The organism is Paenibacillus sp. LPE1-1-1.1 (assembly GCF_040676435.1).
In the GTDB taxonomy this organism is placed as follows: domain Bacteria; phylum Bacillota; class Bacilli; order Paenibacillales; family Paenibacillaceae; genus Pristimantibacillus.
Genome location: NZ_JBEGHY010000012.1, coordinates 1,374,260 through 1,399,547 on the forward strand (window position 1 = coordinate 1,374,260; position 25,288 = coordinate 1,399,547).

At 48.2% G+C, this 25,288-nt stretch carries 22 protein-coding genes; 19 read left to right on the forward strand and 3 right to left on the reverse strand.

The features are described 5' to 3' along the window. Nucleotides 1–2: 2 nt before the first annotated feature. The 10 genes from MRBLPE1_RS16600 to serC all read left to right on the forward strand — a co-directional run bounded on the left by MRBLPE1_RS16600 (nt 3) and on the right by serC (nt 11,866). Complete coding sequence (locus MRBLPE1_RS16600) at nt 3–1,037, forward strand: sensor histidine kinase (RefSeq protein WP_364147120.1); 1,035 nt, start codon at nt 3–5, stop codon at nt 1,035–1,037. 23 nt (nt 1,038–1,060) lie between these two features. Beyond that, nucleotides 1,061–1,699 carry a response regulator gene (locus MRBLPE1_RS16605; RefSeq protein ID WP_414698891.1) on the forward strand — a complete coding sequence of 213 codons (639 nt, stop codon included), beginning with the start codon at nt 1,061–1,063 and terminating at the stop codon, nt 1,697–1,699. Nucleotides 1,700–1,774: 75 nt separating this feature from the next. Then, a complete protein-coding gene (locus tag MRBLPE1_RS16610; protein ID WP_364147125.1) occupies nt 1,775–2,188 on the forward strand; it encodes a YugN family protein in 414 nt (137 codons plus the stop codon). Between the two features lie 195 nt (nt 2,189–2,383). Continuing rightward, a complete protein-coding gene (locus tag MRBLPE1_RS16615; protein WP_364147128.1) occupies nt 2,384–4,063 on the forward strand; it encodes a S1C family serine protease in 1,680 nt (559 codons plus the stop codon). Nucleotides 4,064–4,146: 83 nt separating this feature from the next. Next, nucleotides 4,147–4,839: a response regulator transcription factor gene (locus MRBLPE1_RS16620; protein ID WP_364147131.1), complete on the forward strand. Its 693-nt coding sequence runs from the start codon at nt 4,147–4,149 to the stop codon at nt 4,837–4,839. 3 nt (nt 4,840–4,842) lie between these two features. Then, a complete protein-coding gene (locus tag MRBLPE1_RS16625; RefSeq protein WP_364147134.1) occupies nt 4,843–6,366 on the forward strand; it encodes a sensor histidine kinase in 1,524 nt (507 codons plus the stop codon). A gap of 37 nt (nt 6,367–6,403) precedes the next feature. After that, the gene (locus MRBLPE1_RS16630; protein ID WP_364147137.1) at nt 6,404–7,378 is read left to right on the forward strand and encodes a 4-hydroxy-3-methylbut-2-enyl diphosphate reductase; all 975 of its coding nucleotides are present in this window, start codon (nt 6,404–6,406) and stop codon (nt 7,376–7,378) included. 288 nt (nt 7,379–7,666) lie between these two features. Continuing rightward, on the forward strand, nt 7,667–8,728 hold the full coding sequence (gene aroF, locus MRBLPE1_RS16635; protein ID WP_364147140.1) for a 3-deoxy-7-phosphoheptulonate synthase: 1,062 nt from the start codon (nt 7,667–7,669) through the stop codon (nt 8,726–8,728). Between the two features lie 411 nt (nt 8,729–9,139). Then, a complete protein-coding gene (glnA, locus tag MRBLPE1_RS16640) occupies nt 9,140–10,564 on the forward strand; it encodes a type I glutamate--ammonia ligase (protein ID WP_364147143.1) in 1,425 nt (474 codons plus the stop codon). Between the two features lie 216 nt (nt 10,565–10,780). Next, a complete protein-coding gene (gene serC / locus MRBLPE1_RS16645; RefSeq protein WP_364147145.1) occupies nt 10,781–11,866 on the forward strand; it encodes a 3-phosphoserine/phosphohydroxythreonine transaminase in 1,086 nt (361 codons plus the stop codon). Between the two features lie 106 nt (nt 11,867–11,972). Here serC and MRBLPE1_RS16650 read toward each other — a convergent pair whose 3' ends face one another. Beyond that, complete coding sequence (locus MRBLPE1_RS16650) at nt 11,973–12,695, reverse strand: response regulator transcription factor (RefSeq protein ID WP_364147148.1); 723 nt, start codon at nt 12,693–12,695, stop codon at nt 11,973–11,975. Between the two features lie 150 nt (nt 12,696–12,845). Between MRBLPE1_RS16650 and trmL the strand changes: the two genes are divergently transcribed. The 3 genes from trmL to MRBLPE1_RS16665 all read left to right on the forward strand — a co-directional run bounded on the left by trmL (nt 12,846) and on the right by MRBLPE1_RS16665 (nt 15,364). Next, nucleotides 12,846–13,310, forward strand: a complete 465-nt coding sequence (trmL, locus tag MRBLPE1_RS16655; protein ID WP_364147151.1) for a tRNA (uridine(34)/cytosine(34)/5-carboxymethylaminomethyluridine(34)-2'-O)-methyltransferase TrmL — start codon at nt 12,846–12,848, stop codon at nt 13,308–13,310. A 175-nt stretch (nt 13,311–13,485) separates the two neighbouring features. Then, a complete protein-coding gene (locus MRBLPE1_RS16660; RefSeq protein ID WP_364147154.1) occupies nt 13,486–13,734 on the forward strand; it encodes an AbrB/MazE/SpoVT family DNA-binding domain-containing protein in 249 nt (82 codons plus the stop codon). 433 nt (nt 13,735–14,167) lie between these two features. Beyond that, a complete protein-coding gene (locus tag MRBLPE1_RS16665) occupies nt 14,168–15,364 on the forward strand; it encodes a PLP-dependent aminotransferase family protein (protein WP_364147157.1) in 1,197 nt (398 codons plus the stop codon). Here the strand turns inward: MRBLPE1_RS16665 and MRBLPE1_RS16670 are convergent. Next, the gene (locus MRBLPE1_RS16670) at nt 15,348–16,073 is read right to left on the reverse strand and encodes a DUF2161 family putative PD-(D/E)XK-type phosphodiesterase (protein ID WP_364147159.1); all 726 of its coding nucleotides are present in this window, start codon (nt 16,071–16,073) and stop codon (nt 15,348–15,350) included. The genes MRBLPE1_RS16665 and MRBLPE1_RS16670 overlap by 17 nt on opposite strands. A 241-nt stretch (nt 16,074–16,314) precedes the next feature. On the opposite strand from MRBLPE1_RS16670, the gene MRBLPE1_RS16675 reads away from it, so the two are divergent. The 6 genes from MRBLPE1_RS16675 (at nt 16,315) to MRBLPE1_RS16700 (ending at nt 23,682) form a co-directional block, all read left to right on the forward strand. Next, nucleotides 16,315–18,210 (forward strand): PrkA family serine protein kinase, encoded by a 1,896-nt coding sequence (locus MRBLPE1_RS16675; RefSeq protein WP_364147162.1) that lies wholly within the window; start codon nt 16,315–16,317, stop codon nt 18,208–18,210. Nucleotides 18,211–18,447: 237 nt separating this feature from the next. Continuing rightward, nucleotides 18,448–19,452, forward strand: coding sequence for a globin-coupled sensor protein (locus MRBLPE1_RS16680; RefSeq protein WP_364147165.1), 1,005 nt, complete (start codon nt 18,448–18,450; stop codon nt 19,450–19,452). A gap of 227 nt (nt 19,453–19,679) precedes the next feature. Then, on the forward strand, nt 19,680–21,137 hold the full coding sequence (locus tag MRBLPE1_RS16685) for a circularly permuted type 2 ATP-grasp protein (protein WP_364147168.1): 1,458 nt from the start codon (nt 19,680–19,682) through the stop codon (nt 21,135–21,137). 16 nt (nt 21,138–21,153) lie between these two features. Beyond that, on the forward strand, nt 21,154–22,149 hold the full coding sequence (locus MRBLPE1_RS16690) for an alpha-E domain-containing protein (RefSeq protein WP_364147171.1): 996 nt from the start codon (nt 21,154–21,156) through the stop codon (nt 22,147–22,149). Next, the gene (locus tag MRBLPE1_RS16695) at nt 22,146–23,036 is read left to right on the forward strand and encodes a transglutaminase family protein (protein ID WP_364147174.1); all 891 of its coding nucleotides are present in this window, start codon (nt 22,146–22,148) and stop codon (nt 23,034–23,036) included. The genes MRBLPE1_RS16690 and MRBLPE1_RS16695 overlap by 4 nt, the downstream gene beginning before the upstream one ends. A gap of 157 nt (nt 23,037–23,193) precedes the next feature. Continuing rightward, complete coding sequence (locus tag MRBLPE1_RS16700) at nt 23,194–23,682, forward strand: YhcN/YlaJ family sporulation lipoprotein (protein WP_364147177.1); 489 nt, start codon at nt 23,194–23,196, stop codon at nt 23,680–23,682. Between the two features lie 61 nt (nt 23,683–23,743). Here the strand turns inward: MRBLPE1_RS16700 and MRBLPE1_RS16705 are convergent, their stop codons facing one another. Then, nucleotides 23,744–25,177, reverse strand: coding sequence for a hypothetical protein (locus tag MRBLPE1_RS16705; protein WP_364147180.1), 1,434 nt, complete (start codon nt 25,175–25,177; stop codon nt 23,744–23,746). Nucleotides 25,178–25,288 lie beyond the last annotated feature (111 nt).

The following is a 25,288-nucleotide window of genomic DNA, read 5'->3' on the forward strand; positions in this document are numbered from 1 at the left end:
GCATGATGGTACGTTTTTTGAGGAGCGGCAAATGGGAGCTCATTGGGATGTTCGTCATTGCTTCGGTGGTATCTCTCGTGCTCGGGGCGGTAACTTGGATAGGTCTTGCGGATGAAATGGGAAAGACGGAAGTGCGCCTAGGCGCCGCCTCCGTCTTCCTGCTTGTGAGCGCGGCTTTCGGTTACTGGGCAGCACAGCGAATCGGGCGCCGCATCGACACGCTGCATTTGTCGTTGAAGCAAGCGGCCAACGGCAATTACGGCATACGGATTACGGAGGGCGGCCATAATTCGTTTATTGAGGTATACCGCGAATTCAATGAGCTGGCGGAGCAAATGGAAGAAAAGTTGAAGTGGCTGCAAATGCGCGGCGAAGAGTATGTCATGACGGAGTCGGCCTCCAATGAAGCGGCCGTGCTTGAGGAGCGCAAGCGTCTTGCCCGGGATTTGCATGATACGGTAAGCCAGCAGCTTTTTGCGATTCATATGTGCGCCTCTTCGCTTCCGAAGCTGCAGCTAGTTGACCGCGAACGGGCGGATTCCGTATTGGAGCAGCTTGTGAATATGTCTAATCTTGCTCAAAAACAAATGAGGAATTTCATCGCTCAGCTTAGGCCGATGGAACTTGAAGGCAGAACCTTATACGAAGCACTCGATAAGTGGTTTCCGGACTATTGCAACCAAAATAAACTGCAAGGCGAGCTGGAATGGCGTTTAAAGGAGCGATTGTCGGAAGCTAAGGAACATCAGCTTTTCTTGATTGCCCAAGAAGCGATGGCTAATATCGTGAAGCATGCGGGAGCAAACGGGTGCACCTTGACGCTGGCGGATACGGAACGGCAAGTAATCATGATTTTGCAGGATGATGGGGTTGGCTTTAAGCCTGATGAGGTGAAGAGAGGATCTTATGGCCTTTCGACGATGCAGGAGCGGGCACAGAAGCTGGGCGGAGCAGCAGAAATTTGGAGCAAGCCCGGAGGCGGTACACGAGTTAAGGTAACGATGCCTAAAATGTTGAAGGGAGAGCATGAATCGTGAGTGGATCTGAACTTATAAAAATTATGATTGTGGATGACCATGACATGGTTAGAACGGGACTCCGGACTTATCTGATGCTGGAGCCGAAATTTCATGTAATTGCAGAGGCGGGCAACGGGCAGGTAGCTATCGACCTGTTATCTGCGAGCCCGGAGGAGAAGCGTCCCCAAATTATTCTGATGGATCTCATGATGCCCGGTATGGACGGTATCGAAGCAACGAGGGCCATTATCTCGAAATTTCCTGATATGAAAATCGTCATGCTTACGAGCTTCCTTGAGGATGACAAGGTATACGGTGCGATAGAGGCCGGAGCCGTCAGCTATGTGCTTAAAACGGTATCCGCGGAGGAGCTTATTTATGCAATTAGCGGGGCTTATAAAGGGATGCCGGTCATGACTTCCGATGTATCGCAAGCTCTGACAAGGGGTTTGAGACAGCGGACGGCGCAAACAGGCGACGAAGGCTTAACGGAGCGCGAAAAGGAAGTGCTTCTGCTGATTGCGGACGGCCAGTCGAATAAAGAAATTGCGGAAGAGCTCCACATCAGCATCAAGACAGTGAAGACGCATGTGAGTAATTTACTGATGAAATGCGAGCTTGACGACCGGACGCAGCTAGCTGTGCTTGCTCACCGCAAAGGCTGGGCGAATCGCACATAAAGGAAGAATGGGGCGGGCATACTACCTACTAGCAAAAAGAGATACGAAATATGCTAGTGTAAAGGAGCAGCTTGCATGATACCCATTTCGTCCGTGCTGGAGTCGCGGGAGCAACATTTTTTGGAGACGAAGGAGCTGCTGGAGACGCAGCGATTCACGCTTGGCGGCAATTGGGAGTATGACCGGGGATCCTTTGACCGTTCTCTCGATGAAGGGCATAAGGTATGGCTTCGCATTCCGTTTGAGGTCGTGGCCGGTAATATCGATGTTAGCGAAACCGACAATGAAGCCAAGATAAAGCTCGGCACACCGTATGTGCTGAAGCATCTATACCGGGAGGGGAATGATCCGGAAGCGTCCGTCCGCGTAGCAGGCGCGCTGTTCGACCAATTTCAAGCCCCGGCTGATCCCGATGCGCATGTAGAGCCAAAGTGGATTGATCAGGCAAAGGAAGCTCTTCATGACGTGGAGCAGCTTTTTCCCCATTGAATTTTAATACGGCGCTGCAACAAAAAAAACGTTACCAAAATCAATTTGGAGCGTTTTTTTTATTTCTGTTTAAATTCCTTTTAAGTTTGTTTTAAGGTAGAATGTGCATGATAGAACTATATCAATTAACATGCTTCGTGGTTAAGAGTACCAATGAGAGGCATGATGCAATAAGATTCAAGGAGGAGAAAGTACATGGATGATCAAAACAAAAAGGGATTCGATGATTTTTTTCGCAAAAACGATGAGGAACAAGGCGGTGCAGAAAACAGCGAAAACAGGATAAATACCAATCCAGAAGCTTCCAATGAATCGCAGGAACAACCGGCTAAGCCCTCTTACTACTATTCGTATGGACCATTTAAGGCTAACCCCCAGGAAGGCGATGGTTCTTCCAACCAAGGCTATCAATCGGAAAAGCCTAAGCTGATTCAAGACCAGCCATACGGTACTGCGCAAAACGCGCAATCCGAGGCCTCACATGCGCAGCAGCCCGATCGTCAGCTAGAGGGTTATGCGGAGCCTGAACAAGTGCGGCCGCAACCGCCGGTGCAATCGCAAATTCGGCCGTTCAACCCGTCGCCGCAGTCCGCTAAAGGGCCATGGCAGGTAAGAGAAAAGCGCCGGACATCGTTTAAAGCCGTGTTCGCTTCTTTTCTAGCGGGCGTTATCTTAGTAGGGTCTTTAATGTATACGGCAGATTTAAACAACTGGTTTACGAAGGAACAGGCGCTTGCGACAAATACGCAGTCAAATAGCCCAAGCTCGGGTTCAGCTTCGTCGGCTGGAACAACCGGATCGGCTGCAATGGTAGCAGCAAGACCGGATAATATTGCGCAATTGTTTGAAACGGCTAGTCCGGCGGTCGTAAAAATCGAAACGTTCGTAAACACTGCCAAGCGCAGCAACAGCGGAAGCATGCTTGATGATTCGTTTTTCCGCCAGTTTTTTGGCGATGACTATCCTGGAACTACGGAGCCGGAGACAGGCACGGAGAACGAGGAAGGCCAAATGCAGCAATCAGGCATCGGTACGGGCTTTTTCTTTGAATCCACAGGTTATATTCTGACGAATCAGCATGTCGTAGGCGAATCGGATCAAATCAAGGTGATTGTGCAGGGCTATGAAAAGCCTTTTACGGCCGAACTGCTCGGTTCGAGCTATGAATTAGACCTTGCTGTACTTAAGGTTACCGGGGACAAAGCATTCCCGACGCTTCCGCTTGGCAACTCCGACAATATTAATATCGGCGACTGGGTAGTGGCGATCGGCAATCCCTATGGCTTTGACCATACGGTAACGGTCGGCGTACTTAGCGCGAAGGAACGCCCAATCGATATTCAAGATACGCAGGGCGAGCGCAAATACGAGCACTTGCTGCAAACGGATGCCTCCATTAATCCAGGTAACTCGGGCGGTCCGCTGCTTAACGTAAATGGCGAAGTTGTCGGCATTAATACGGCAGTCAGTTCGCAAGCGCAGGGAATCGGATTTGCCATTCCGACGAGCACGATCCAGGAAGTGCTGGATAATTTGAAAAACAATAAAACGATTCCGAAGCCGGCTGTACCTTACATCGGCGCGGAACTGCAGGATGTAACGGCAGATATAGCGAAGCAGTTGGGCATGGATAATGTAGAAGGTTCTATCGTTCGTAATGTATACTATAATTCACCGGCATATCTGGCTGAGCTTCAGCAGTTCGACGTAATTGTCGGTATCGACGGCAAGAAATATGCGAATACGCAAGAACTGATCGCAGCGATACAAACGAAGAAGGTCGGCGATAAAATAGAGCTGAATATCGTTCGTAAAGGCAGCGAGATGAATTTGCAGGTAGAAATCGGCGACAAGAATACAGCAAGCGCACAATAAGGATTAGCAAGCGATGTAAATCAAAAAGCGCAGAGTGTCAGCAGGCTCTGCGTTTTTTGCTGCAAATAGAGGGGGAACAGCAGATGAGACAGCATATTGTAGTAGTGGATGACGATGATAAAATCATATCTTTGCTTCGCAGGAGCTTAGCGTTCGAAGGTTATGAGGTGACTACGGCTTCGAACGGCATGGAAGGGCTCAAAGTACTGCTTAAAGCGGAGCCTGATTTGCTTATTTTGGATGTAATGATGCCGCAGGTAGACGGCTGGGAAGTATGCCGGCGCGTGCGCGAGAGCGGAAGCACCATACCGATTATGATGCTGACGGCGAAGGATGACGTGATCGACCGGGTAAAAGGCTTAGATCTAGGCGCGGATGACTATTTGGTTAAGCCGTTTGCGCTCGAAGAGCTGCTGGCCCGAGCGCGCGCATTGCTGCGCCGCAAATCCGATAAGATCGAGCAATCCAGCAACCAGCTGCTGTATGAGGATCTGATTTTGGACATGGATGCTCGGGAAGCGATCCGCTCCGGACGCCGGATCGAGCTTACCTCCAAGGAATACGATTTGCTGCTTCTATTCATGCAGAACCCGCGCCGGGTGCTTACGCGCGATGCGATTATGGAGAAAATTTGGGGCTATGACTTTAGCGGGGAATCGAACGTGCTAGAGGTCTATATCGCGATGCTGCGCCAAAAGGTTGAGGATGGAGGCAGAAATCGGCTCATTCAGACGGTTCGCGGCACCGGCTACGTGCTTCGCGGAGAGGCGGGGTAATTTATGTCGATCAGGCTTCGGCTGACGCTTTGGTATTCAGGTTTGCTTGCAGTGACTCTGCTTGTTTTTGGCATTACAATTTATTTATTTATTAATTGGAATACTTACTCAGATATAAGAGAACAGCTTAAGGACCAAGATCATAATATTGTTATCACAGGCGGTACCACCTTTTTGGACCAGCTTGATTTGGATTTGGATCGCCAATCGCGAATTGAAGAAAAAGACATGTATATCCAAATCGTAAATTATAAAGAAGGTGCAATTAAACAATCTTATAATATGCGACAAATGGACTTTGTTATCCCATATGCCGATTCCTCAACTAATCCGGAGAAGGGCATCGTCAAGCAGCAAGTTGAGATCAATAACAAGAAGTACAGCATGATCATACATCAACGTCCAATTTTTTTAAATGATGGATCATTAGTAGGACTGCTTCAAGTTGGCACAATTCCTTATAACGAAGAGAAATTTTTGAATGGCGTTCGCACAACGCTTATTTTTTCATCGTTAATTGTGGTTCTAATTGCATTCACGGTCGGATTGTTCATTGCTAGGCAGGCTCTACGGCCAATCGAGAGAGTCATCAAGGCGACACAGCAAATAGAAAACGGCTCTGATCTCAGTGTCCGCATTCCGGCGATGGGGCCGAAGGATGAGATCGGCAGACTCGTCAGCACGCTGAACGTTATGCTCGCGCGCCTTGAGATGGCCTATAACGAGCTGGATGAAGCCTATAAAGCGCAGCGCAGATTCGTATCCGATGCGTCTCACGAGCTGCGGACGCCATTAACGACGATTAGAGGCAATATCGAGCTGCTGGAGCGCATGTGGACGAAGGTGCGTGAGACGAACCAGAATACGGAAACGGGAGAATGGATGCCGCTCGACTTGGATCGATGGGAATTGTCGAAGGAATCGATGAGTGATATTTCCGCGGAAGCGACACGCATGAGCACGCTCGTAAATGACCTGCTTGCGCTAGCAAGGGCTGACGCAGGATATACGATGGAGAAAACGCCGCTTGATTTATTGCCGCTTACTGAGGAAGTTGTCCGTCGTGCGCAATTGCTTCCGCGTACAGCGGATTGGAAGGTTGGCAGTCTCGCAGCACTCGAAGGCATACGCGTAAACGCGAACCATAACTATTTGCAGCAGCTGCTGTTTATATTTATTGAGAATGCGTTCAAGTATACGCCAGAGGGCTCGATTGAGCTTAGCGCAGTCAGAAACGAGCAGCAGATCGGCTTTGTCGTGGAAGATACCGGCATCGGCATGAATCCGGAGGAGATTCCGCATATCTTTGACCGCTTTTATCGGGCGGACGAATCAAGGGGCGTCACGGTCGGGACGGGACTCGGTTTATCCATTGCCAAATGGATTATTGACGAACATCAAGGCTCCGTTGAAGTGACGACTCGCGAAGGCAAGGGAACCAAGTTTACGATTTGGCTGCCAATAAGCTTTTCTGACACGTCTCATTCGTCTATAATAGTAGCAACGGATGAAATGAAGAAATTATAATTAAGGCGCATATCCGGTCAGAAAGCAGGTGCAAGGAATGGAAATCGTTAGAATATCACCGCGCGGTTATTGCTACGGCGTAGTCGATGCGATGGTGCTGGCTTTGCAAACGGTCAAAAACTTAGAGCTGCCGCGGCCCATCTATATATTAGGCATGATCGTTCATAACGCGCATGTCACGGATGCATTCGAGCAGGAAGGCGTCATTACGCTTGACGGTGCCAATCGTCTCGATATTCTGGATCAAATCGATACTGGAACGGTGATTTTTACCGCGCACGGCGTATCGCCCGAGGTACGCCAGCGTGCCCGCGAAAAAGGGCTGTCCGTCGTTGACGCGACTTGTCCTGACGTAACGAGAACACATGATTTGATCCGTGCGAAATCAGCGGATGGCTATCATATCATTTATATTGGCAAGAAGGGGCATCCTGAGCCGGAAGGGGCAATCGGCGTTGCGCCGGAGCAGGTGCACCTCATCGAGCGCGAAGAGGAAATTTCAGCTCTTAACGTGCCCGAAGGACGCATTATTATTACGAACCAAACGACGATGTCGCAGTGGGATATTCGTCATATCATCAGCCGGCTTCTTGAGCGCTATCCGTCGGCCGAGGTTCATAATGAAATTTGCATGGCTACCCAGGTACGCCAGGAAGCGGTTGCGGAGCAGGCTGGCGAGGCACAATTATGCATCGTCGTAGGCGATCCAAGAAGCAACAACTCGAACCGTCTTGCCCAAGTTTCCGAAGAAATTGCGGGAGTCAAGGCTTACCGGGTTTCCGATGTTTCGGAGATTGAACAGGAATGGCTCAAAGGGGTTGACCGCGTAGCCGTTACGTCAGGGGCATCCACGCCGACACCGTTGACGAAAGAGGTCATTACCTACTTGGAGCAGTACGACCATAATAATCCAGAGACATGGGAGATCCGTCGTACGGTTAATATGAATAAGCTGCTTCCTAACGTACGGGTGAAATCCACGGCAACCGCTACCGCAGAGAAAGCAGATTAAACGGAATATTCGAATCGCGGAGAGAAGAAGAGTGTACCGTAAGTAAAAACTTACGGTACGCTCATTCTCTCTTTTTTTAGGTTATGGGTTGACGAAAAGGGCGTTCTCCTGTATATTTACTTTAGCGATTAAAAGCGTAGAAGCTAAAAAGCATAAAAGCTACGAAGCGTAAAAGTCATAAAGCGTATAAGCGGTAAAATGAAATGGGAACAGCAGGTGCAAAGCGCAAATCCATACCTCAATCACTTTGATTCACAAAACCAACAAAACTAATTAGGAGTGATCCATATGATCGTCATTACAAATTCAAACATTGCAGAAGAGCGCATTTCAGAAATCGTTGTCCATATTGAAAGAGCGGGCGTGCAGGCTCATGTCTCAAGAGGTACGGACCGTACGGTAATCGGAATCATCGGAAAAGCCGAGCCTACGCTTGCCGAGCATTTGCGTCAAATGAAAGGCGTAGAAAACGTTATTAAAATTTCCAAATCCTACAAGCTTGCAAGCCGCGACTTTCATCCGGACGATACCGTCATTGATATCAAAGGCGTAAAGATCGGCGGAAGCAACCTCGTTATTATGGGAGGACCTTGCGCCGTTGAAACACCGGAGCAAATCGATGAAATCGCACGCCTGGTCAAAGCGGCGGGCGGTCAGGTATTGCGCGGAGGCGCGTTCAAACCGCGTACAGGGCCTTACAGCTTCCAAGGCGTAGGCGTAGAAGGACTTGTAATGATGGCGGAAGCAGGCAAGAAGCACGGGCTTCTGACGATCACCGAGGTGATGACGCCGGAATATGTGGATGTTTGCGCGGAATACGCCGATATCCTTCAAGTCGGTACTCGCAACATGCAAAACTTTGATCTGCTTCGCAAGCTGGGTACCATTCAAACGCCGGTGCTGCTGAAGCGCGGTTTCAGCTCAACTTATGACGAGTTCCTAAATGCGGCAGAATACATTTTGGCAGGCGGAAACCCGAATGTGATGCTATGCGAGCGCGGAATCCGAACGTTCGAAACCTACACTCGCAATACGCTTGATTTGTCGGCCATTCCGGTGCTGCAATCGCTCAGCCATTTGCCGGTTATATCGGATCCGAGCCATGGAACCGGGCGCCGCGAATTGGTAGAGCCAATGTCCAAAGCATCGGTTGCCGCAGGGGCGAACGGACTTATTGTTGAAATGCACACCGATCCGGATAATTCAATGACAGGCGATGGCGTACAATCGTTGTTCCCGGACCAATTCGCTAATCTTTTGAAGGATCTAGAAAAACTTGCGCCAATCGTAGGGAAACAATTCGATACGCCAAAAGCGCCGGCAGAAGCATTTAAGGAATGGAAAATCTAATAAAAAAACAAACAACGCTTTGCCATCCCAAGATGGCAAGGCGTTGTTTTTTGGATAAGGTTCATGAAGCGGATGAAGAGAACCCGAATATTCGAAGCGGCAGATTTTAAAGATTTCTATTTTTAAACAAGGATAGCATTTCATGGCGAAGCCGCTGACTGATATTCGTTCAAATACCGCTAAGCCATTGTTTTCTCAGGGTTTTCAGCGTTTTGCAATTGCCTTATAAGGAGTATTTGTGAACAACTGTACAAACCTGTAAGTATAGCTTACATAGCTTTAAAAAATACCTTACATAGCTATTGACGGAGATTGAGAGCTAGTTTTATAATAACGACATGGATTTGGAGCAATAATTGAACAATACCTGTTCAACACTACGCTAATGTTCGGAAATGGAGGAAATTATTAATGTCAGTTCAAAATGTTTTGGACAATATTAAAGAAAACAGCATCATGTTTGTAGATTTCCGCTTTGTAGATCTTCTTGGTCATGCACACCACATCACGCTTCCAGCTGCTGAGGTGGATGCTGATACTTTCGTAAACGGGGTAGCTTTTGACGGTTCATCGATCCACGGTTTCCGTGGTATTGAGAATTCCGATATGGTAATGATTCCAGATACAGAATCCGTATTTATCGACCCTTTCACTGATCACCCTACACTGAACGTTATGTGTAATATCCATACACCTGAAGGCGACCGCTATGACCGCGATCCGCGCAGCATCGCTCAAAAGGCTGAAGAGTATCTTCAAACGACTGGCATTGGTACGACAGCATTTTTCGCGCCAGAGCCTGAATTCTTCATCTTCGACGAAGTTCGCTATGAAAGCACAATGAATTCTTCTTCGTACATGGTTGAATCCGAAGAAGCTGGCTGGAATACGAACCGCAAAGAAGAAGGCGGCAACCTAGGTGCCAAAATTCCAGTAAAAGGCGGCTATGTTCCTGTAGCTCCAGTTGATTCCCAACAAGATATCCGCAGCGAAATGGTTCGCCTATTGCAAGAGTCGGGTCTTCGCGTTGAGCGTCATCACCATGAAGTTGCTACAGCTGGTCAAGCGGAAATTAATTTCCGTTTCGATACACTTACAAAAACAGCTGACAACCTGATGAAATTCAAATATATCATTCACAATACAGCTCGCCAATACGGCAAAACGGCTACTTTCATGCCGAAGCCGCTTTTCGGTGACAACGGTAGCGGTATGCACGTTCATACTTCTATCTTCAACGGCGACGAGCCTATGTTCTACGATAAAGGCGCGTATGCAAACCTTAGTGAACTTGCAATGCACTACATCGGCGGCGTGCTTTACCACGCTCCGGCTTTGATCGCAATCACTAACCCAAGCACGAACTCGTTCAAACGCCTTGTACCTGGTTACGAAGCGCCGGTTAACCTTGTATTCTCGAAAGGTAACCGTTCCGCAGCAATCCGTATTCCGATTGCAGCTGTAACGCCTAAAGGCTGTCGTATCGAATTCCGTACACCGGACAACACAGCTAACCCTTACCTTGCTTTCGCAGCAATGCTGCTTGCTGGTTTGGACGGCATCAAGCGTAAACTTGATCCGGTTGCTCTTGGTTATGGTCCTTTCGACAAAAACATCTACGAATTGCCGGAAGAAGAGAAAAAAGAAATTCGCAGCGTTCCTGGAACGCTTGACGAAGCGCTTAACGCTCTTGAAGCTGATTCCGATTTCTTGACTGAAGGCGGCGTATTCTCCAAAGACTTCATCGAGAACTATGTAGCAATCAAACGTGCAGAAGCTAAAGCAGTTGCAATCCGCATTCATCCGCATGAGTTCAGCCTTTACTACGATTGCTAATCCGATCGTTAAGAAATATAAAAAACGGGTCCTTCTAGGACCCGTTTTTTTATGAAAATTAAAGAAATGATGCATGAAAACCGAATGTTTTTGTCAGTATTTCGTCATACGTTCGACTTTTTGTTTTTTGAAATTGCCGATTACACTTGATGCAGCCCTTCAAAATTGCTATCATAACCATATCATATATAAAGAAACAGAGGTGGGTATCCGAAGATGACACGAGCATTTAATTTTAATGCAGGACCAGCCGCAATACCACTTGAGGTACTAAAGCAAGCGCAGGAACAATTTGTTGATTATCAAAATGCAGGCATGTCCATTATGGAAATGTCTCACCGAAGTAAATTGTACGAAGCCGTGAATAACGAATCGCAGGCTTTGCTTCGTGAATTGTTCGGAGTTCCTGAAAATTATGATGTGCTTTTGCTGCAAGGCGGTGCCAGCACGCAATTTGCCATGCTGCCGCTTAATCTTCTCAGCCCAGGAAAACCAGGCGCTTACGTGATGACAGGCGCATGGGCCGACAAAGCGCTGAAAGAAGCGAAACTTGTCGGAGAAACCGTGATCGCGGCTTCGACAGAATCCGATAAATTCATGCGTATGCCGGCATTGTCGGAGATCGAGGTGCCAAGCAACGCGTCTTATCTTCATCTTACATCGAATGAAACGATTGGCGGAACCCAGTTCCAAGAGTTCCCGGATACAGGAGATGTACCTTTAATCGCCGATATGTCCAGCGATATTTTGAGCAGACCGATTGATGTGAGCAAGTTTGGCGTCATTTACGCCGGTGCTCAGAAAAATCTAGGCCCATCAGGTGTTACGGTTGTCATTATCCGCAAGGACCTTGCGGAAAACAGTCCGAAAACCATCCCGTCGATGTTCCGTTACAGCACGCATGCGAAGAGCGGCTCGCTTTACAACACGCCGCCGTCTTTCTCGGTTTACATGGTCAATCTGGTGCTGCAATGGATTAAGGACAAAGGCGGAGTAGCTCAACTGGAGCAGTACAACCGTGACAAAACGAAACTCATCTATGACGCTATCGATCAAAGCAGCGGCTTCTATATCGGCTGTGCGCAGCCGCAAAGCCGTTCACTCATGAATATTACTTTCCGTATTCAGAACGAGGAGCTTGAAAGCCTGTTCGTCAAAGAATCAGAGAAGGAAGGCTTTGTTGGCTTGAAGGGACATCGCGATGTTGGCGGCCTGAGAGCTTCAACGTATAATGCCGTTCCGCTCGAAAGCTGCCAAGCGCTTCAGCAGTTCATGATTGATTTTCAAAAACGTAACGGCTAGTACCGGCTAAAGCAATAAGTGACGTAAGAGCTAGGATACAATAAAAAGCCGCCCACTCCTTCTTCGAAGAAGGCAGGGCGGCTTTTGGTTTTCGCTTAAACGGGGTCTATGCCTGCGCGACGGAGCTTTCGGCAACATGCGGTCCGTTCAGCTTATAGCCGACATTGCGCACAGTCATGATATATTCCGGAGTACGGGCATTTTTCTCGATTTTATCGCGCAGATGGCTGATATGAACGTCGACAATGCGGGTGTCGCCAAGAAAATGGTAATCCCAAACGCCGTGTAGCAGCTGCTGGCGGCTGAGCACCTTCCCTTTGTGGCGGCAAAGGAATAGCAGCAGCTCGAATTCTTTTGGCGTAAGCTCAACGGGCTTACCGTCAATGAAAACCTCGCGTTGCTCCACTTGAACCTTTAAGCGGCCGATATTGAAAGTCGTGTCTTCCGCGGTGCCGGGCAGCGATTGAACGCGTCGGAATATTGCTTGAATGCGGGATACCAGCTCCTGCGGGCTAAAGGGCTTTGTCATATAGTCATCGGCCCCGTTGTCGAGACCGGCGATTTTGTCCGTTACGTCCTGAAGCGCGGTTAGCATAACGATCGGTACGGCATTGCTTTGCTTGCGCAGTTCGCGGCAAACTTGGATTCCGTCCATTTTTGGCAGCATGAGGTCAAGAACGATCAAGTCTGGACGAAAGGGCTTCAGCATATCAAATACGGCTTCCCCGTCACCTACGCAGCGTACATCATAGCCTGCCAACTTTAAGTTAAATTCAATCAACATCGAAATTGATGGCTCGTCATCCACGACCAAAATCTTTTTTCGCATGGTTCAGCTCTCCTTCACGTGTATCCGCCTATTCTGTTACCTATTATGAAGGCGGAAATTATGCTTGAGATTAACGGTACGTAAAGTGGGTGTAAAAATATTCGGCGAATTCGTGTATAATAGGCAAAATGAGAGGTGAGATTGAAAGCTATGTCATTTCATATCGTATTGGTAGAACCGGAAATTCCGGCAAACACAGGAAATATTTCGCGTACATGTGCCGCAACCGGTGCAATTTTGCATTTAGTTAGACCGCTCGGCTTCGATACGGACGACCGTACCTTGAAGAGGGCTGGGCTCGATTACTGGCATTCGGTGCAGATCGAGTACCATGATTCCTTTGATGAGGTGCTGGCGGCGTATCCGCAAGGGCGTTTTTTCTATGCAAGCACAAAAGCAAGCAAGCCGTATTCACAATTTGATTACCGGGACGGCGATTTCTTTGTTTTCGGAAAAGAAACAAAGGGTTTGCCCCAGGAGCTAATAGACGCGAATAAGGAAACTTGTATCAGAATGCCGATGACGGATAAAGTGCGTTCATTAAATTTATCCAATTCGGCAGCAATTATCGTGTATGAAGCGCTTAGGCAAAATGATTTTCCAGGGCTTGAATAAATATGCTGCTATATTTATCATTTTTTGGAATTTATTCGCCAAAAAACAAGGATTAGTTGCAGGATATTAAGAAATTATGAAATTAGGAAGGAAAATCCCAAGTACCCACGAAAGACTATAACGCAGAGGTTTCCAGAAATGACTTGCGAAACCAGACACAGAAGAGGTGAAAGCGATGAAACCAGCAGGTGTAGTTAGAAAAGTGGATCAACTCGGACGTATTGTACTTCCAAAATCATTGCGTAAACGTTATTTGATGAACGAGGGCGATCCCGTTGAAATTTTCGTCCAAGGTGACCATATTATTTTGGAACGTTACCGTCCCAAATGCGTTTTTTGCGGTTCGATGGTTGAAGTTCGTGATTTCAAGGAACGTTATGTATGTGGCGAATGTATGGAGGAAATGGCAGTTCTGCAGCATTAATCAGAGGAGCGGAATGCTTTTCTAACGAAATGAAGCTTCCCTTGTCGAGCAAGATGCTCATCGGGAAGCTTCATTTTTGTTGGGGGAAAGAATAGAAAAACATAAAATCAGACTTATGTCATTTACTCCTTCATCAAGATGCGATGGCCGCCAAATGCTTGGCCGATACCGCATGCTTGCTACAAGCAGTCCGCAGCCCGCTTATAGACCTTTTGTTTTGTCTTCATTGTAGGAGCTGGTCAGCATCGCCGTAATGAACAACGCAAAAACAGTCATGACAATAATAAAGTTCATCTGTGGGACACCTCCAAGTACGTTGTCTTTATTATAACCAACGTCGGCAAAAAAGAAAACTTTAAAAGTTGTGAACACATTGTTAACATAGAGAGTATGAGCATAGCAAGCTTTAAGCTTGCGAGGAGGAGCATATACTATGAATTATCGTTTTTCATCCAGAGTATCGCAGTTGAAATCGTCAGCGGTTAGAGATATTTTGAAGCTGACGCAGGGCAAGGATATGATTTCGTTTGCCGGAGGGTTGCCGGCAGAGGAGCTGTTTCCCGTACAAGCCATCCGAGAAGCGGCTGACCGCGTCTTTACGGCTGGGACGGGCGCTTTGCAATACGGCCTGACGGAAGGTTACATGCCGCTCCGCGAGCAGCTGTGCTCGCGTATGGCGGCGAAGCAAATGCATGTGAATCCGGAGCAGATGATTTTGACAACGGGCTCGCAGCAGGCGATTGATTTGCTGGTAGGCGTGCTTACCGAGCCTGGCGATACTGTCCTGGTCGAGAAGCCTACCTACTTGGCCAGCCTGCAGGTGTTCGCGCTGCATGGCTTGAATGTCATTGCGGCTGAGAGCGACGAGGATGGGATCATACCCGAGGACGCCGAGCGGCTCATTCGTGAGCATCGTCCCAAGCTGCTTTACGCTGTGCCTACTTTCGGGAACCCGACAGGACGCGTGTGGAGCGTGGAACGGAGAAAGAAGCTGCTTGCCTTGTGTAAGCAAAATGATATGCCGATCATCGAAGACGATCCTTACGGGGATATTACTTTTGATGCGAGCGAGCAATTTCCAACGCTGTTTTCGCTTGAGGGCCAAGCGGAGCAAGGCGCGGTTTTTTATACAAGCACGTTTTCCAAAACGGTTGCGCCGGCGCTGCGTTCGGGCTGGGCGATCGGGGACAGCAGCGTTATCGGTATGGTAGCCAAAGCGAAGCAAGCGGCTGATCTTCATTCAAGCGCAATCGATCAGCAAATTTTGAGCGAGCTGTTGAGAGGCTTCGACTTAGACGGCCATATCCGGCTGATTTCCAAATCATACGGGGAGCGCATGATCGAAATGCATGAGCTTTTGAAGCGGCAGGGGCTTCAAGACGTATCCTGGATAAAACCAAAAGGCGGTATGTTCCTGTGGCTGGAGCTGCCAGACGGCTTGGATGCGGAAGCACTGCTTCGCTGCGCCGTTCAAAAGGGCGTTGCGTTCGTACCGGGCAGCTCGTTCTATGCCGAGCATCCTCAGCGCAACACCGCAAGATTGAACTATACGTATAATACGGGTGCGCGTACGGAGCAAGGCGTGGAGCGTTTTGTAGAAGCAATCGGTGAATTTACGGCGCGGAGCTGATCGAAGACGTCCATTCCGCGATGACTTCGCCGTACTCGGCTAATGCAGCCGCGCCTTCCGGGCGCAGGCTGTATTTGCCGCGTCCTATGCGCTCGAACCAGCCGTAATAGTTATTGCGAAGCGTTTCGCCGCTGCGGCTGTAGCCCGTAAAAGCGGATACCTCCCGCGGCGCAAGCGGACCGGCGGTGTGCAGAGCGTATGCACAGCGCAGAGCCTTCTCGCGGTAAGCGGTCACCAGCTTGCGGCGGGTGCTCCCGCCTACGTTGTAGTCGCCGCTGCGCTCTCTGAATTCGGTCAGCAGCTGCGCTTGTTTCTTGCGTCTTGCGCCTCGCTGCGGCAATTCGCCTGGATGGCAGAGCATCTCGATCACCGGCGGCTTTGTTTTGTAAAAGGTGACTGTCATCAGGCCGAGTCCGAGCATGCGGCAGAGCTCCGTTAAATCGCCGAAGCGTTGGTTGTGGGCGCCGCTTTTTTTGCGGTTCCGTTCAACGGCAAGCACGACATGGCTGTTCAGCCGAAGACGTTCAACCCCTTGCAGGAGCAAGGCGAGGTTGAATGTTTTTTTCATTTCGACAATAATCGTTTCATTGTGATCCGGATGCACGGCAACCAAATCACAATGCAGCACCTCGCTTTTTACGATAAAGCCAAGCTGCTCATAGTGCTTTTTTATAGGGCTGTAAAGCTCTTCCTCGCGTGCGACTGCCACGTTTCCTTTCTCCTCTCCACTCGTTTCAATCGAAGCTTTTGCCTCCATTATAACAAAGGAAACTGTCGGCTTGTCGTTTTTTGATGGATGATGGACAAAAATAGTGTGCAATTATCTCCCCGAATAAGCATAGGATTGTTATATCTCAATAAAAGTTGGCACCACTCGATAGAGCGTCTAGAGACAAATCCCGGGCGTAGAATGATAAGTGGAATGCGGAAGCGATGGGAGGAGGCACGGTATGGACATTTTCAAGCGAATATCGGAGTATCAGGCTGAGAGCGAGAAGCTTGCATGGACAGGAACATTCAAGGATTATATTGAGTTGCTGAGGAAGGACCCGTCCCCGGCCATGACTGCACATTCACGCGTTTATGAAATGATTGAATCTCACGGGGTGGAAGATGTTGGCGGCCGTAAGCAGTATAAGTTTTTCGATCAAGAAATCTTTGGGCTCGATCGTGCGATTGAGAAGCTGGTAGAGGAGTATTTCCACTCATCAGCTCGCAGGCTTGAGGTTCGTAAGCGGATTCTGCTGTTAATGGGTCCTGTTAGCGGAGGCAAGTCAACGATTGTTACCATGCTCAAAAAAGGACTTGAGCGTTTCTCCAGAACGGAGCGGGGATCCGTTTATGCGATTAAAGGCTGCCCTATGCATGAGGATCCGCTGCATCTTATTCCCCATGAGCTTCGTCCTGATATCGAGAAGGAGCTTGGTGTCCGAATTGAAGGAAACCTATGCCCATCCTGCCAAATGAGGCTGCAGACGGAATACAGCAGCGACATCGAGAACGTGCTCGTCGAGCGTGTGTTTATTTCGGAGGATAACCGCGTAGGAATCGGAACATTCAGTCCGTCCGATCCGAAATCGCAGGATATTGCCGACCTCACGGGCAGTATTGATTTCTCCACCATAACGGAGTACGGATCCGAATCCGATCCCCGCGCCTATCGGTTTGACGGAGAGCTTAACAAAGCGAACCGCGGCTTGATGGAGTTCCAAGAAATGCTCAAATGCGATGAGAAGTTTTTGTGGAATCTGCTCTCTCTGACCCAGGAAGGCAATTTCAAGGCTGGACGCTTCGCGCTTATAAGCGCCGATGAGCTCATTATTGCGCATACGAACGAATCCGAGTACAAATCGTTTATTAGCAATAAGAAAAACGAGGCGCTGCATTCCCGGATGATCGTTATGCCAGTGCCATACAATTTGAGAGTGTCGGACGAAGAGAAAATTTATAAAAAGCTGATTGCGCAGAGCGACATGCGGCATATCCATATTGCGCCCCATGCCTTGCGCGCGGCTGCGATCTTCTCTATTCTGACAAGGCTAAAGGAAACGAAGAAGCAGGGCATGGATTTGGTCAAAAAAATGCGGATGTACGATGGCGAGGAAGTAGAGGGCTTCAAGGAAGCGGACTTGAAGGAAATGCAAAATGAATACTTAGAGGAAGGCATGACGGGCATTGATCCGCGCTACGTCATAAACCGAATCTCGAGTGCGCTAATTAAGCAGGATACGCAATGTATAAATGCGCTTGATGTGCTGCGCGCGCTGAAAGAAGGTTTGGATAGCCATCCTTCTATCACGAAGGAAGAACGTGAGCGGTACTTAAATTTCATTTCCGTCGCGCGCAAGGAATATGATCTCCTGGCGAAGAAGGAAATTCAAAAGGCATTCGTCTACTCCTATGAGGAGTCTGCCCGCACCTTGTTTGAGAACTATCTCGATAATATCGAGTCTTACTGCAACTGGGCCAAAATCAAGGATCCTTTAACCGGCGAGGAGATGGATCCGGATGAGCGGCTCATGCGGTCCATCGAGGAACAAATCGGCGTCTCGGAAAATGCGAAAAAAGCATTCCGTGAAGAAATTCTGATTCGTATATCCTCGTATTCCCGGAAAGGGAAAAAATTCGATTTTACGAGCCACGAACGTCTGCGCGAGGCGGTAGAGAAGAAGCTGTTCGCCGATCTCAAGGATATCGTGAAAATAACGACCTCCACGAAAACGCCGGATGAGAGCCAATTGAAGCGCATTAATGAAGTCACCAAACGGCTTATGGATGAGCATGGGTACTGCCCGGTTTGTTCCAATGAACTGCTCCGGTACGTTGGAAGCCTGTTAAACAGGTAACGGGTTAGTGTAAGCGGCGAATGTTGCAGGTAACATTCGCCGCTTACGAATTGTAATAAAGAGTTTACAGTAGGATGTAAAAGCGCGCTGATATCCCGGTCGATAGAAAAAAATCTATCGGCTTTTTTACTTTGCGAATAGGTTTAAAAAGAATTCATATTGATAATAATGAAAAGGGTATATTTTCCGATATAATAGGTGATAGCGATCAACTATACACCGAAGGAGTCGGACTAATTGATTAAAGTATCGTCAGAACGCCAGAAGCAGCTTGAGTACACGGGGATTACGGAGAAGGATTTAAAAAAACTGGCTGAATGCAAACCGATTTTCGAGAAGATCGTTGACGAAGTGGTTGATCGGTTTTATGACAGTGTCGGCCAACAGCCCGAACTAATTGCGATTATTTCAAAAGTAAGCAGCGTAGAACGGCTGAAGGAAACGCAGCGATGGTACTATATGTCGCTTACCGAAGGGATAATCGATCAAGCGTATATTGAAAACCGCATAAAGATAGGTGCTGTCCATTCGCGAATCGGATTAACGACGGATTGGTATTTGGGAACCTATATGACTTATCTGGATATATCCGCGAATGTGCTTCAAAAGGTTATTCCTGAAGGCTGGCAGGAAGTAGTGCATGCTTTGGCGAAATTGTTTAATCTCGATTCGCAATTCGTACTTGAAGCCTATAATCAGCATGAGCAGCAGAAAATTCAGGAGCTCGCGGACAATCGTTCCGTCATGCTGACAACCGTAACCAGCGCGGTGCAGGAGCTGGCTTCGCTTATGCTCGAATTGGACGAGGGTGCGCAATCTATTGCAGCAACGGCAATTTCGACATCGCAATCCCAGGATAAGACGCATACATTATTAGGAGAGCTTCGTGAGGAACTGGACGGCATTCATGAAATGGGCTCATTAATTCGCGGTTTATCGGATCAAACGCATTTACTCGGGCTGAATGCCGCAATCGAAGCGGCGAGGGCCGGAGAAAACGGGCGAGGGTTCGAAGTTGTCGCGAATGAAGTGCGCAAGCTGGCATCATCCTCACGCAATGCGCTCGAAGGGATACAGTCGAAGCTAGAAGAGATTGACAAGAAGCTGTCCGCCGTACGTCACGAGTCCGAGCAGACATCGGTCGAAGCGCGCAATCAAGCGGCCCGTTCGCAGGAGCTCGCTTCGTTCGTACACATGGTCGATAAGGTTACGAAGGATCTGCAGCAATTACATCAATCCTAGAATAAATCGCAGCTTAGAAAAAGCAGGAATTCTCTCTATCGAGGGTTCCTGCTTTCGTGTTATATAAGTTGACACAATTTTCAGATTTTAGTATGATAACCCTAACATTAAGATGCGATTCGGTTATAATTGTTAAGTTTTTTAACATAAATATAACATAATTGATCGAATGTTTAACTTGTTCGTACCAAATCGGTGCAGCGCCCATCATGGAGGAGGCGGTTGTCATGTCGACGGCCAAACAGTCGCAATCGCAATTTTACGATTCTCAAACCTTTTACGATGAAATGTTCGATAAGGACCTTTCGGTACGGGCCCACTATGACAAGGTTCATCGTTTGTTTGGGAGAATGAAGCCGGCAGAGCTTGCGGTCCGTCAAAATGCGATTAATCAAAGAATGATGGAAGAGGGCATTACGTTCACGCTGTACAGCGGAGCCCAGAATGAACCCCTCGAGCGAACGATTCCTTTCGATTACATCCCGCGCGTTATTCCCAAGCATGAGTGGGAAGGCGTGGATCGCGGCGTAAGACAGCGGATTCGTGCTCTAAACGCTTTCCTCCATGATGTGTATCATGGACAACGAATCGTTTCCGACGGCATTATACCTCGGCGCATGATCGTATCCAATACTTATTTCAGGCCTGAAATGGCTGGTCTACAAGTTCCGTGCGGTGTATATATTACAGCATCGGGTATTGATTTGATTCGTGATGAAAAAGGCCGTTATTACGTGCTTGAGGACAATTTACGTTCGCCATCGGGTTTTTCTTATCTGTTTAAGGGAAGAACGTTAATGAATGAATTGTTTCATGATTTATATTTATCAAGCTCCGTACAAAGCATTGACCGCAGCTTGAACTGCTTCTTAAGCTCGCTCCGCGCGCTTTCTCCAAACGGCAAACGGGATCCTTTGATCGTCTTGCTAACGCCAGGCGCTTATAATTCTGCTTATTACGAGCATACTTTTTTGGCTCAGCAAATGGGTATTCACCTCGTTGAAGGCAGAGATCTTGTCTACAAAGACCACAAGATTTTTTTGCGGGATCTGCGGGGACTACGCCAGGTAGACGTGATTTACCGGCGTATCGACGATGATTTTCTTGACCCGCTAGCCTTCCAGCCTGACTCTTTCCTCGGTGTTCCTGGTCTTATGAATGCTTATCGGGCGGGAAATATCGCGATAGCCAATGCGCCGGGTACGGGAGTGGCAGACGATAAGGCGGTTTACGCATATGTTCCGGACATGATTCGGTACTACTTGGGCGAGGAGCCTCTCCTTCATAACGTTCCTACGTATATCTTATCGCGTAAGGAAGAGCGCGAATATGTGCTTGATCATTTGGATCAGCTCGTTGTGAAGGAGACATCGCTTTCGGGCGGCTATGGGATGCTGATTGGGCCCAGCGCTACCTCGAAGGAGCTGCAAACCTTCGCCGAAGCAATCAAACGCGAGCCGGGGCGTTATATCGCTCAGACGACGATGAAGCTTTCACGCGCGCCGGTCATGGTGAATGGCAGCATGACGCCGCGTCACATTGATCTGCGGGCTTTTGCATTGATGGGTGAGGAAACGCATGTCATTCCGGGAGGTTTAACGCGGGTTGCGATGACAGAGGGTTCACTTGTCGTCAATTCTTCGCAAGGCGGCGGCGTCAAGGATACGTGGGTCCTTAATCGATAAATATGGAGGGAATGCGATGCTGAACCGGAATGCAGAAGCATTATTTTGGATTGGCCGTTACATGGAGCGTGCCGAGAACCATGCTAGATTGATCGATGTTCACTATCATCTTCAAGGAGATGAAGCCGCCGCAGGCATCGATGATAAACCCGAAGGAGAAGCTGCGGAGCCCATTTTAAAATGGGCAAGAATCGTGGACGCATTGGGCAGCCGCGAGGACTTCGAGCAGCAATACGGCAGCTATAACGAACGGGATGTGCTTTTCTATACGACGCTGGACCGGGATAATTCGAACTCCCTAGTCTCTTGCGTCAGCCATGCTCGCGGCAACTTGCGCACGCTTCGAGAGAAGGTGCCTAGCGAAATGTGGGATGTGACGAATGCATTCTATCTATGGCTGAGGGAGAAGCAGCCGGATGATTTGCTTCGCGAATCCCCGCATTTATTTTTCATGCGAATCAAGGAATGGACCGCTTTGTTCCAAGGGGTCAGCCAATCGGTCATGCCAAGGGAAAACGAATGGCATTTCATTGAATGCGGGCGATACCTGGAGCGATCGGAAAATACGCTGCGAATTATTAAAGCGGTAGGCAACGCAGCAAGCAACGAAGGCTGGAACAGCGCAAGCGCCTATCCGTATTTGCAGGCTGTCCTGCGTTCCGTCAGCGGCTACCAGGCATTCCGCCGTTATTATGCGGACGGGATATCCGTTGAATCCATCGTTGAATTTGTCGTGCTGAACAGCGCCTTTCCGCGTTCCCTTCATTTCGCGCTTCATACGCTGGATGACCATATGCGCCATATCGAGCTGCAGGATAAACAGCTGCGTACGGCACATGAGAGAGTCATTCGCCAAGTAGGCAAAGTGAAAGCGGATTTGGCATGCTTGGAGCGGGAAGACATGGTCATTGATCGAGGCGGAATGATCGTGGCTCATTTGCTAGATGCCTGCCAGCAGCTGGGGATGGCGTTCGCCAAAACCTTTTTTCGCATGGGGGAGGCAAGCGCATGAAGCTGAGTATTTCACATGTGACCCAATACGAATACGCGGAAGCGGTAACGGACAGTGTCAATGAGATCAGGCTTACGCCGAGTACGAATGAACGGCAATCCTGCTACCAGCAGGCGATATCCATCGAGCCGAATGCTTCATTGTTTACTTACGAGGATTATTTCGGAAACCGGGTACATGCCTTCTCGGTAAACGGTCCACATAAAAAACTTACGATACGAACATCCATGACGGTCGTAACGAAGCAGGCGCCTACCTCCGAGGAGAGAGCCCAATACTTAAGCAAGCGTTCGCCGGAGCAGGCATGGAGCTGGCTAAGAACGGACGCAGCAGCTGACCGGTTTACCGAATTTCTGCTGACCACTGAATATACCGCAGTCACGAACGAGGTAGAACAATTTGCGAATGAAATCCCGGATAAGGATGAGAACGGCCTCATCAGCGTGCTGGACTGGCTAAGCGCGTTATCTGCCAAGATAAGAACGGAATTCATTTACGACCCAGAAGCAACGGACGTAAAAACAAAAACCTCGGAAATGTTTCTCAGCAAACGAGGGGTATGCCAGGATTTTGCCCATTTGATGATTGCAGGCTGCAGAGCTTTCCATATTCCTTCCCGCTATGTGAGCGGCTATCATTTTGTAGGCGATTTGCAAGGCGGAAGCGCGGATTTCGAGCAAGCCTCCCATGCTTGGGTAGAGGCCTTTGTGCCTGGTCTCGGCTGGTGCAGCTTCGATCCGACGAATGCCGATCCTGTGGGAGAGCGGTATGTGAAGCTCGGTCACGGACGGGATTATAAAGATATCGTGCCGGTCAAAGGGGTTTATAGAGGTACAGGCGAGCAGGTGCTGCATGTATCGGTCGATGTTAGAAATGTAGAGGATTAATCAGATGAATAGACAAGGATAAAAGGAACAGCGGCCGCTCCAGAGAGCATACGGTCGACTGTTCTTTTTTGTTGGCTTTAATGAAATATAGACATTTCCATGTATGAATAATGGGCAGAAGCAAACCTTATAAGCATCAAGCAGGAGGTGCTTAAGCGTGTTGAAATCATTTAAGCCTGTCGTTACTTCATTTATGGTTGTGGTATTGGGCTGCTCATTGGCGGCATGCGGACAAAACCATACGGTGAACGAAAATGCGATGCGGGCAAAAAATAATAGGAATCGGTTGGAGTCCAAATCATTGCCTAACGGTTTGGACTTATCGCATAGCGCCAAGCAGTTGGCGAATCGCGCGGATCAGGTCACTGGGGTGAACAAAGCAACGGTCGTCCTGCATAAAAGAGAGGCGCTCGTTGGCTTGGATGTATCCGATATGGGAAAAAGAGCGATTATTGAGAAACAGGTTTACGCGGCTTTAAAAGGCCAATATCCCGTGTATAACATCCATGTAACCGCAGAGCGGGGGATACACGATAAGATCGGGAAACTGGATAACGGCTTGACGAATGGCCATCCTATAAAAACCTTTGCCCATGATGTAGCTGACATCATACGCGATATTGGCGATGGGGTAACCGGGCCTTGAAGATAAAAAAATACGAACCGGCAGCTGCTTCGGGAGCTGCCGGCCTTTACATACGCTTTCGTTAATGCTTTTTCTTAAGCTGCTCTTTGAATAGCTGGAAGATCGTAGTGAATCCAAGCCATAAAGCAATGCTTATCCCAGAAATGGTTAGAACAAAAGCGATATGCTCAAAAACCGAGTATCCCTGCAGCTTGCCCCAGTCAATGTCCCCTTTTAAATCCTCAATAACCTGATTCATTCCGTAAATTCCGCTAACTACAGTATAGACTGTTAGGATAAGCAGCAAATAATTACTGCGCTTCGCCGTGAAATTTTCTTGGTATTTATACAAATCGGCGAGCGTATGCTTTACATCGGCATAAAGGTCAATGTTCCCGAAATGGCGGCGGAGTTGGATGAAAATCTCTTTTCCCTGCGACTGGGAGACGACTTCATTAAAGTAATATTTGGCTGAAAAAGTAGTAATCGACCGAATCAGCTCTTCAATTTTATCCTGATTTTTATCCAGCCTTACCTGAGAGTATTGATTGGACAATTTCAGGAGCACGATTTTATGGAACAGATTAATCAAAAGGGCATAGTAATATTCACCGTACATATGATTCGCGAGCTGTGTTCTGATATTTTCATCTTCATTCGTGACGCAAACAAACGATGTTTCGTGCGTGATATAAAAGGTGTTGGGTGCCCAGCGGTCATAAGAATGCTCATCAAGATAACGGTCAATATAATCCATGCTGGATGAGCTGATATAAGGCTGATCGTATTTGTCGACGCCGTCGATCTGAGAGGCGCGGAATAAGTCTGCCTTCGTCATATCGCTTTTATTTTTAAAAGCAAATAGACCTTGCACGTACATGCGTTCATCTACGAAAAAAGGATGTTTAGCAAAATAAGTTCCCTCGAGCTCATCGGAATTCAAGTAGGGAATCATCCCCGGAACAAGCACCTCGAATAAAAAATCTTCGACGTCATCGAACGTCTTCTTTTCCGATATCCACCTTGCCGCTTTATCTTGGCTGTTCATATCCTGCAGCACCCTGAAGCGTTTCGTGAACTCCAATGCATCCGTAAAAGTGATATCGCTGCAGGGAATTTCGATTCGCACAGTAATAAAACCAAGATCGAAAGGACAGAGGAACACATCGGTTGATTGTACGATGAAATCAAAATTTCGATATTCAGATTTGAAGCTGCAATGAAGCTTCATCGATTTGGAAAAACGGTGCAGGCCGGCTTGTTTCTCAGAATGCGGAAACAGCATGTTATTGGTGAAGGGCAAATAATAACGCTCCATATTCAAATGAGACACCCGGTAGGGTTCGCCGTAATATTCCGTTTCTAATTCAGTTTTCTTCAAGGAAAACCGGGTGTAGCCATCGGCTCGAAGCTGGGCTTGAAGCTTATCCTGGCAATTTTTATTTAATGAGAATGGAAAAATAAATTGGAATAATGCAGCATCAAGCTGCTTCTCCTCTATGACAGGCTCTAACATCTTAAATTCCTCCTAAATCGCGTAAATCAACGTAAGGGATAATAAACGCTTCTATCGTATTTCAAACCCGAATTCAGTCAGGCATCACCTCTTCCGGCCACATAATATAGG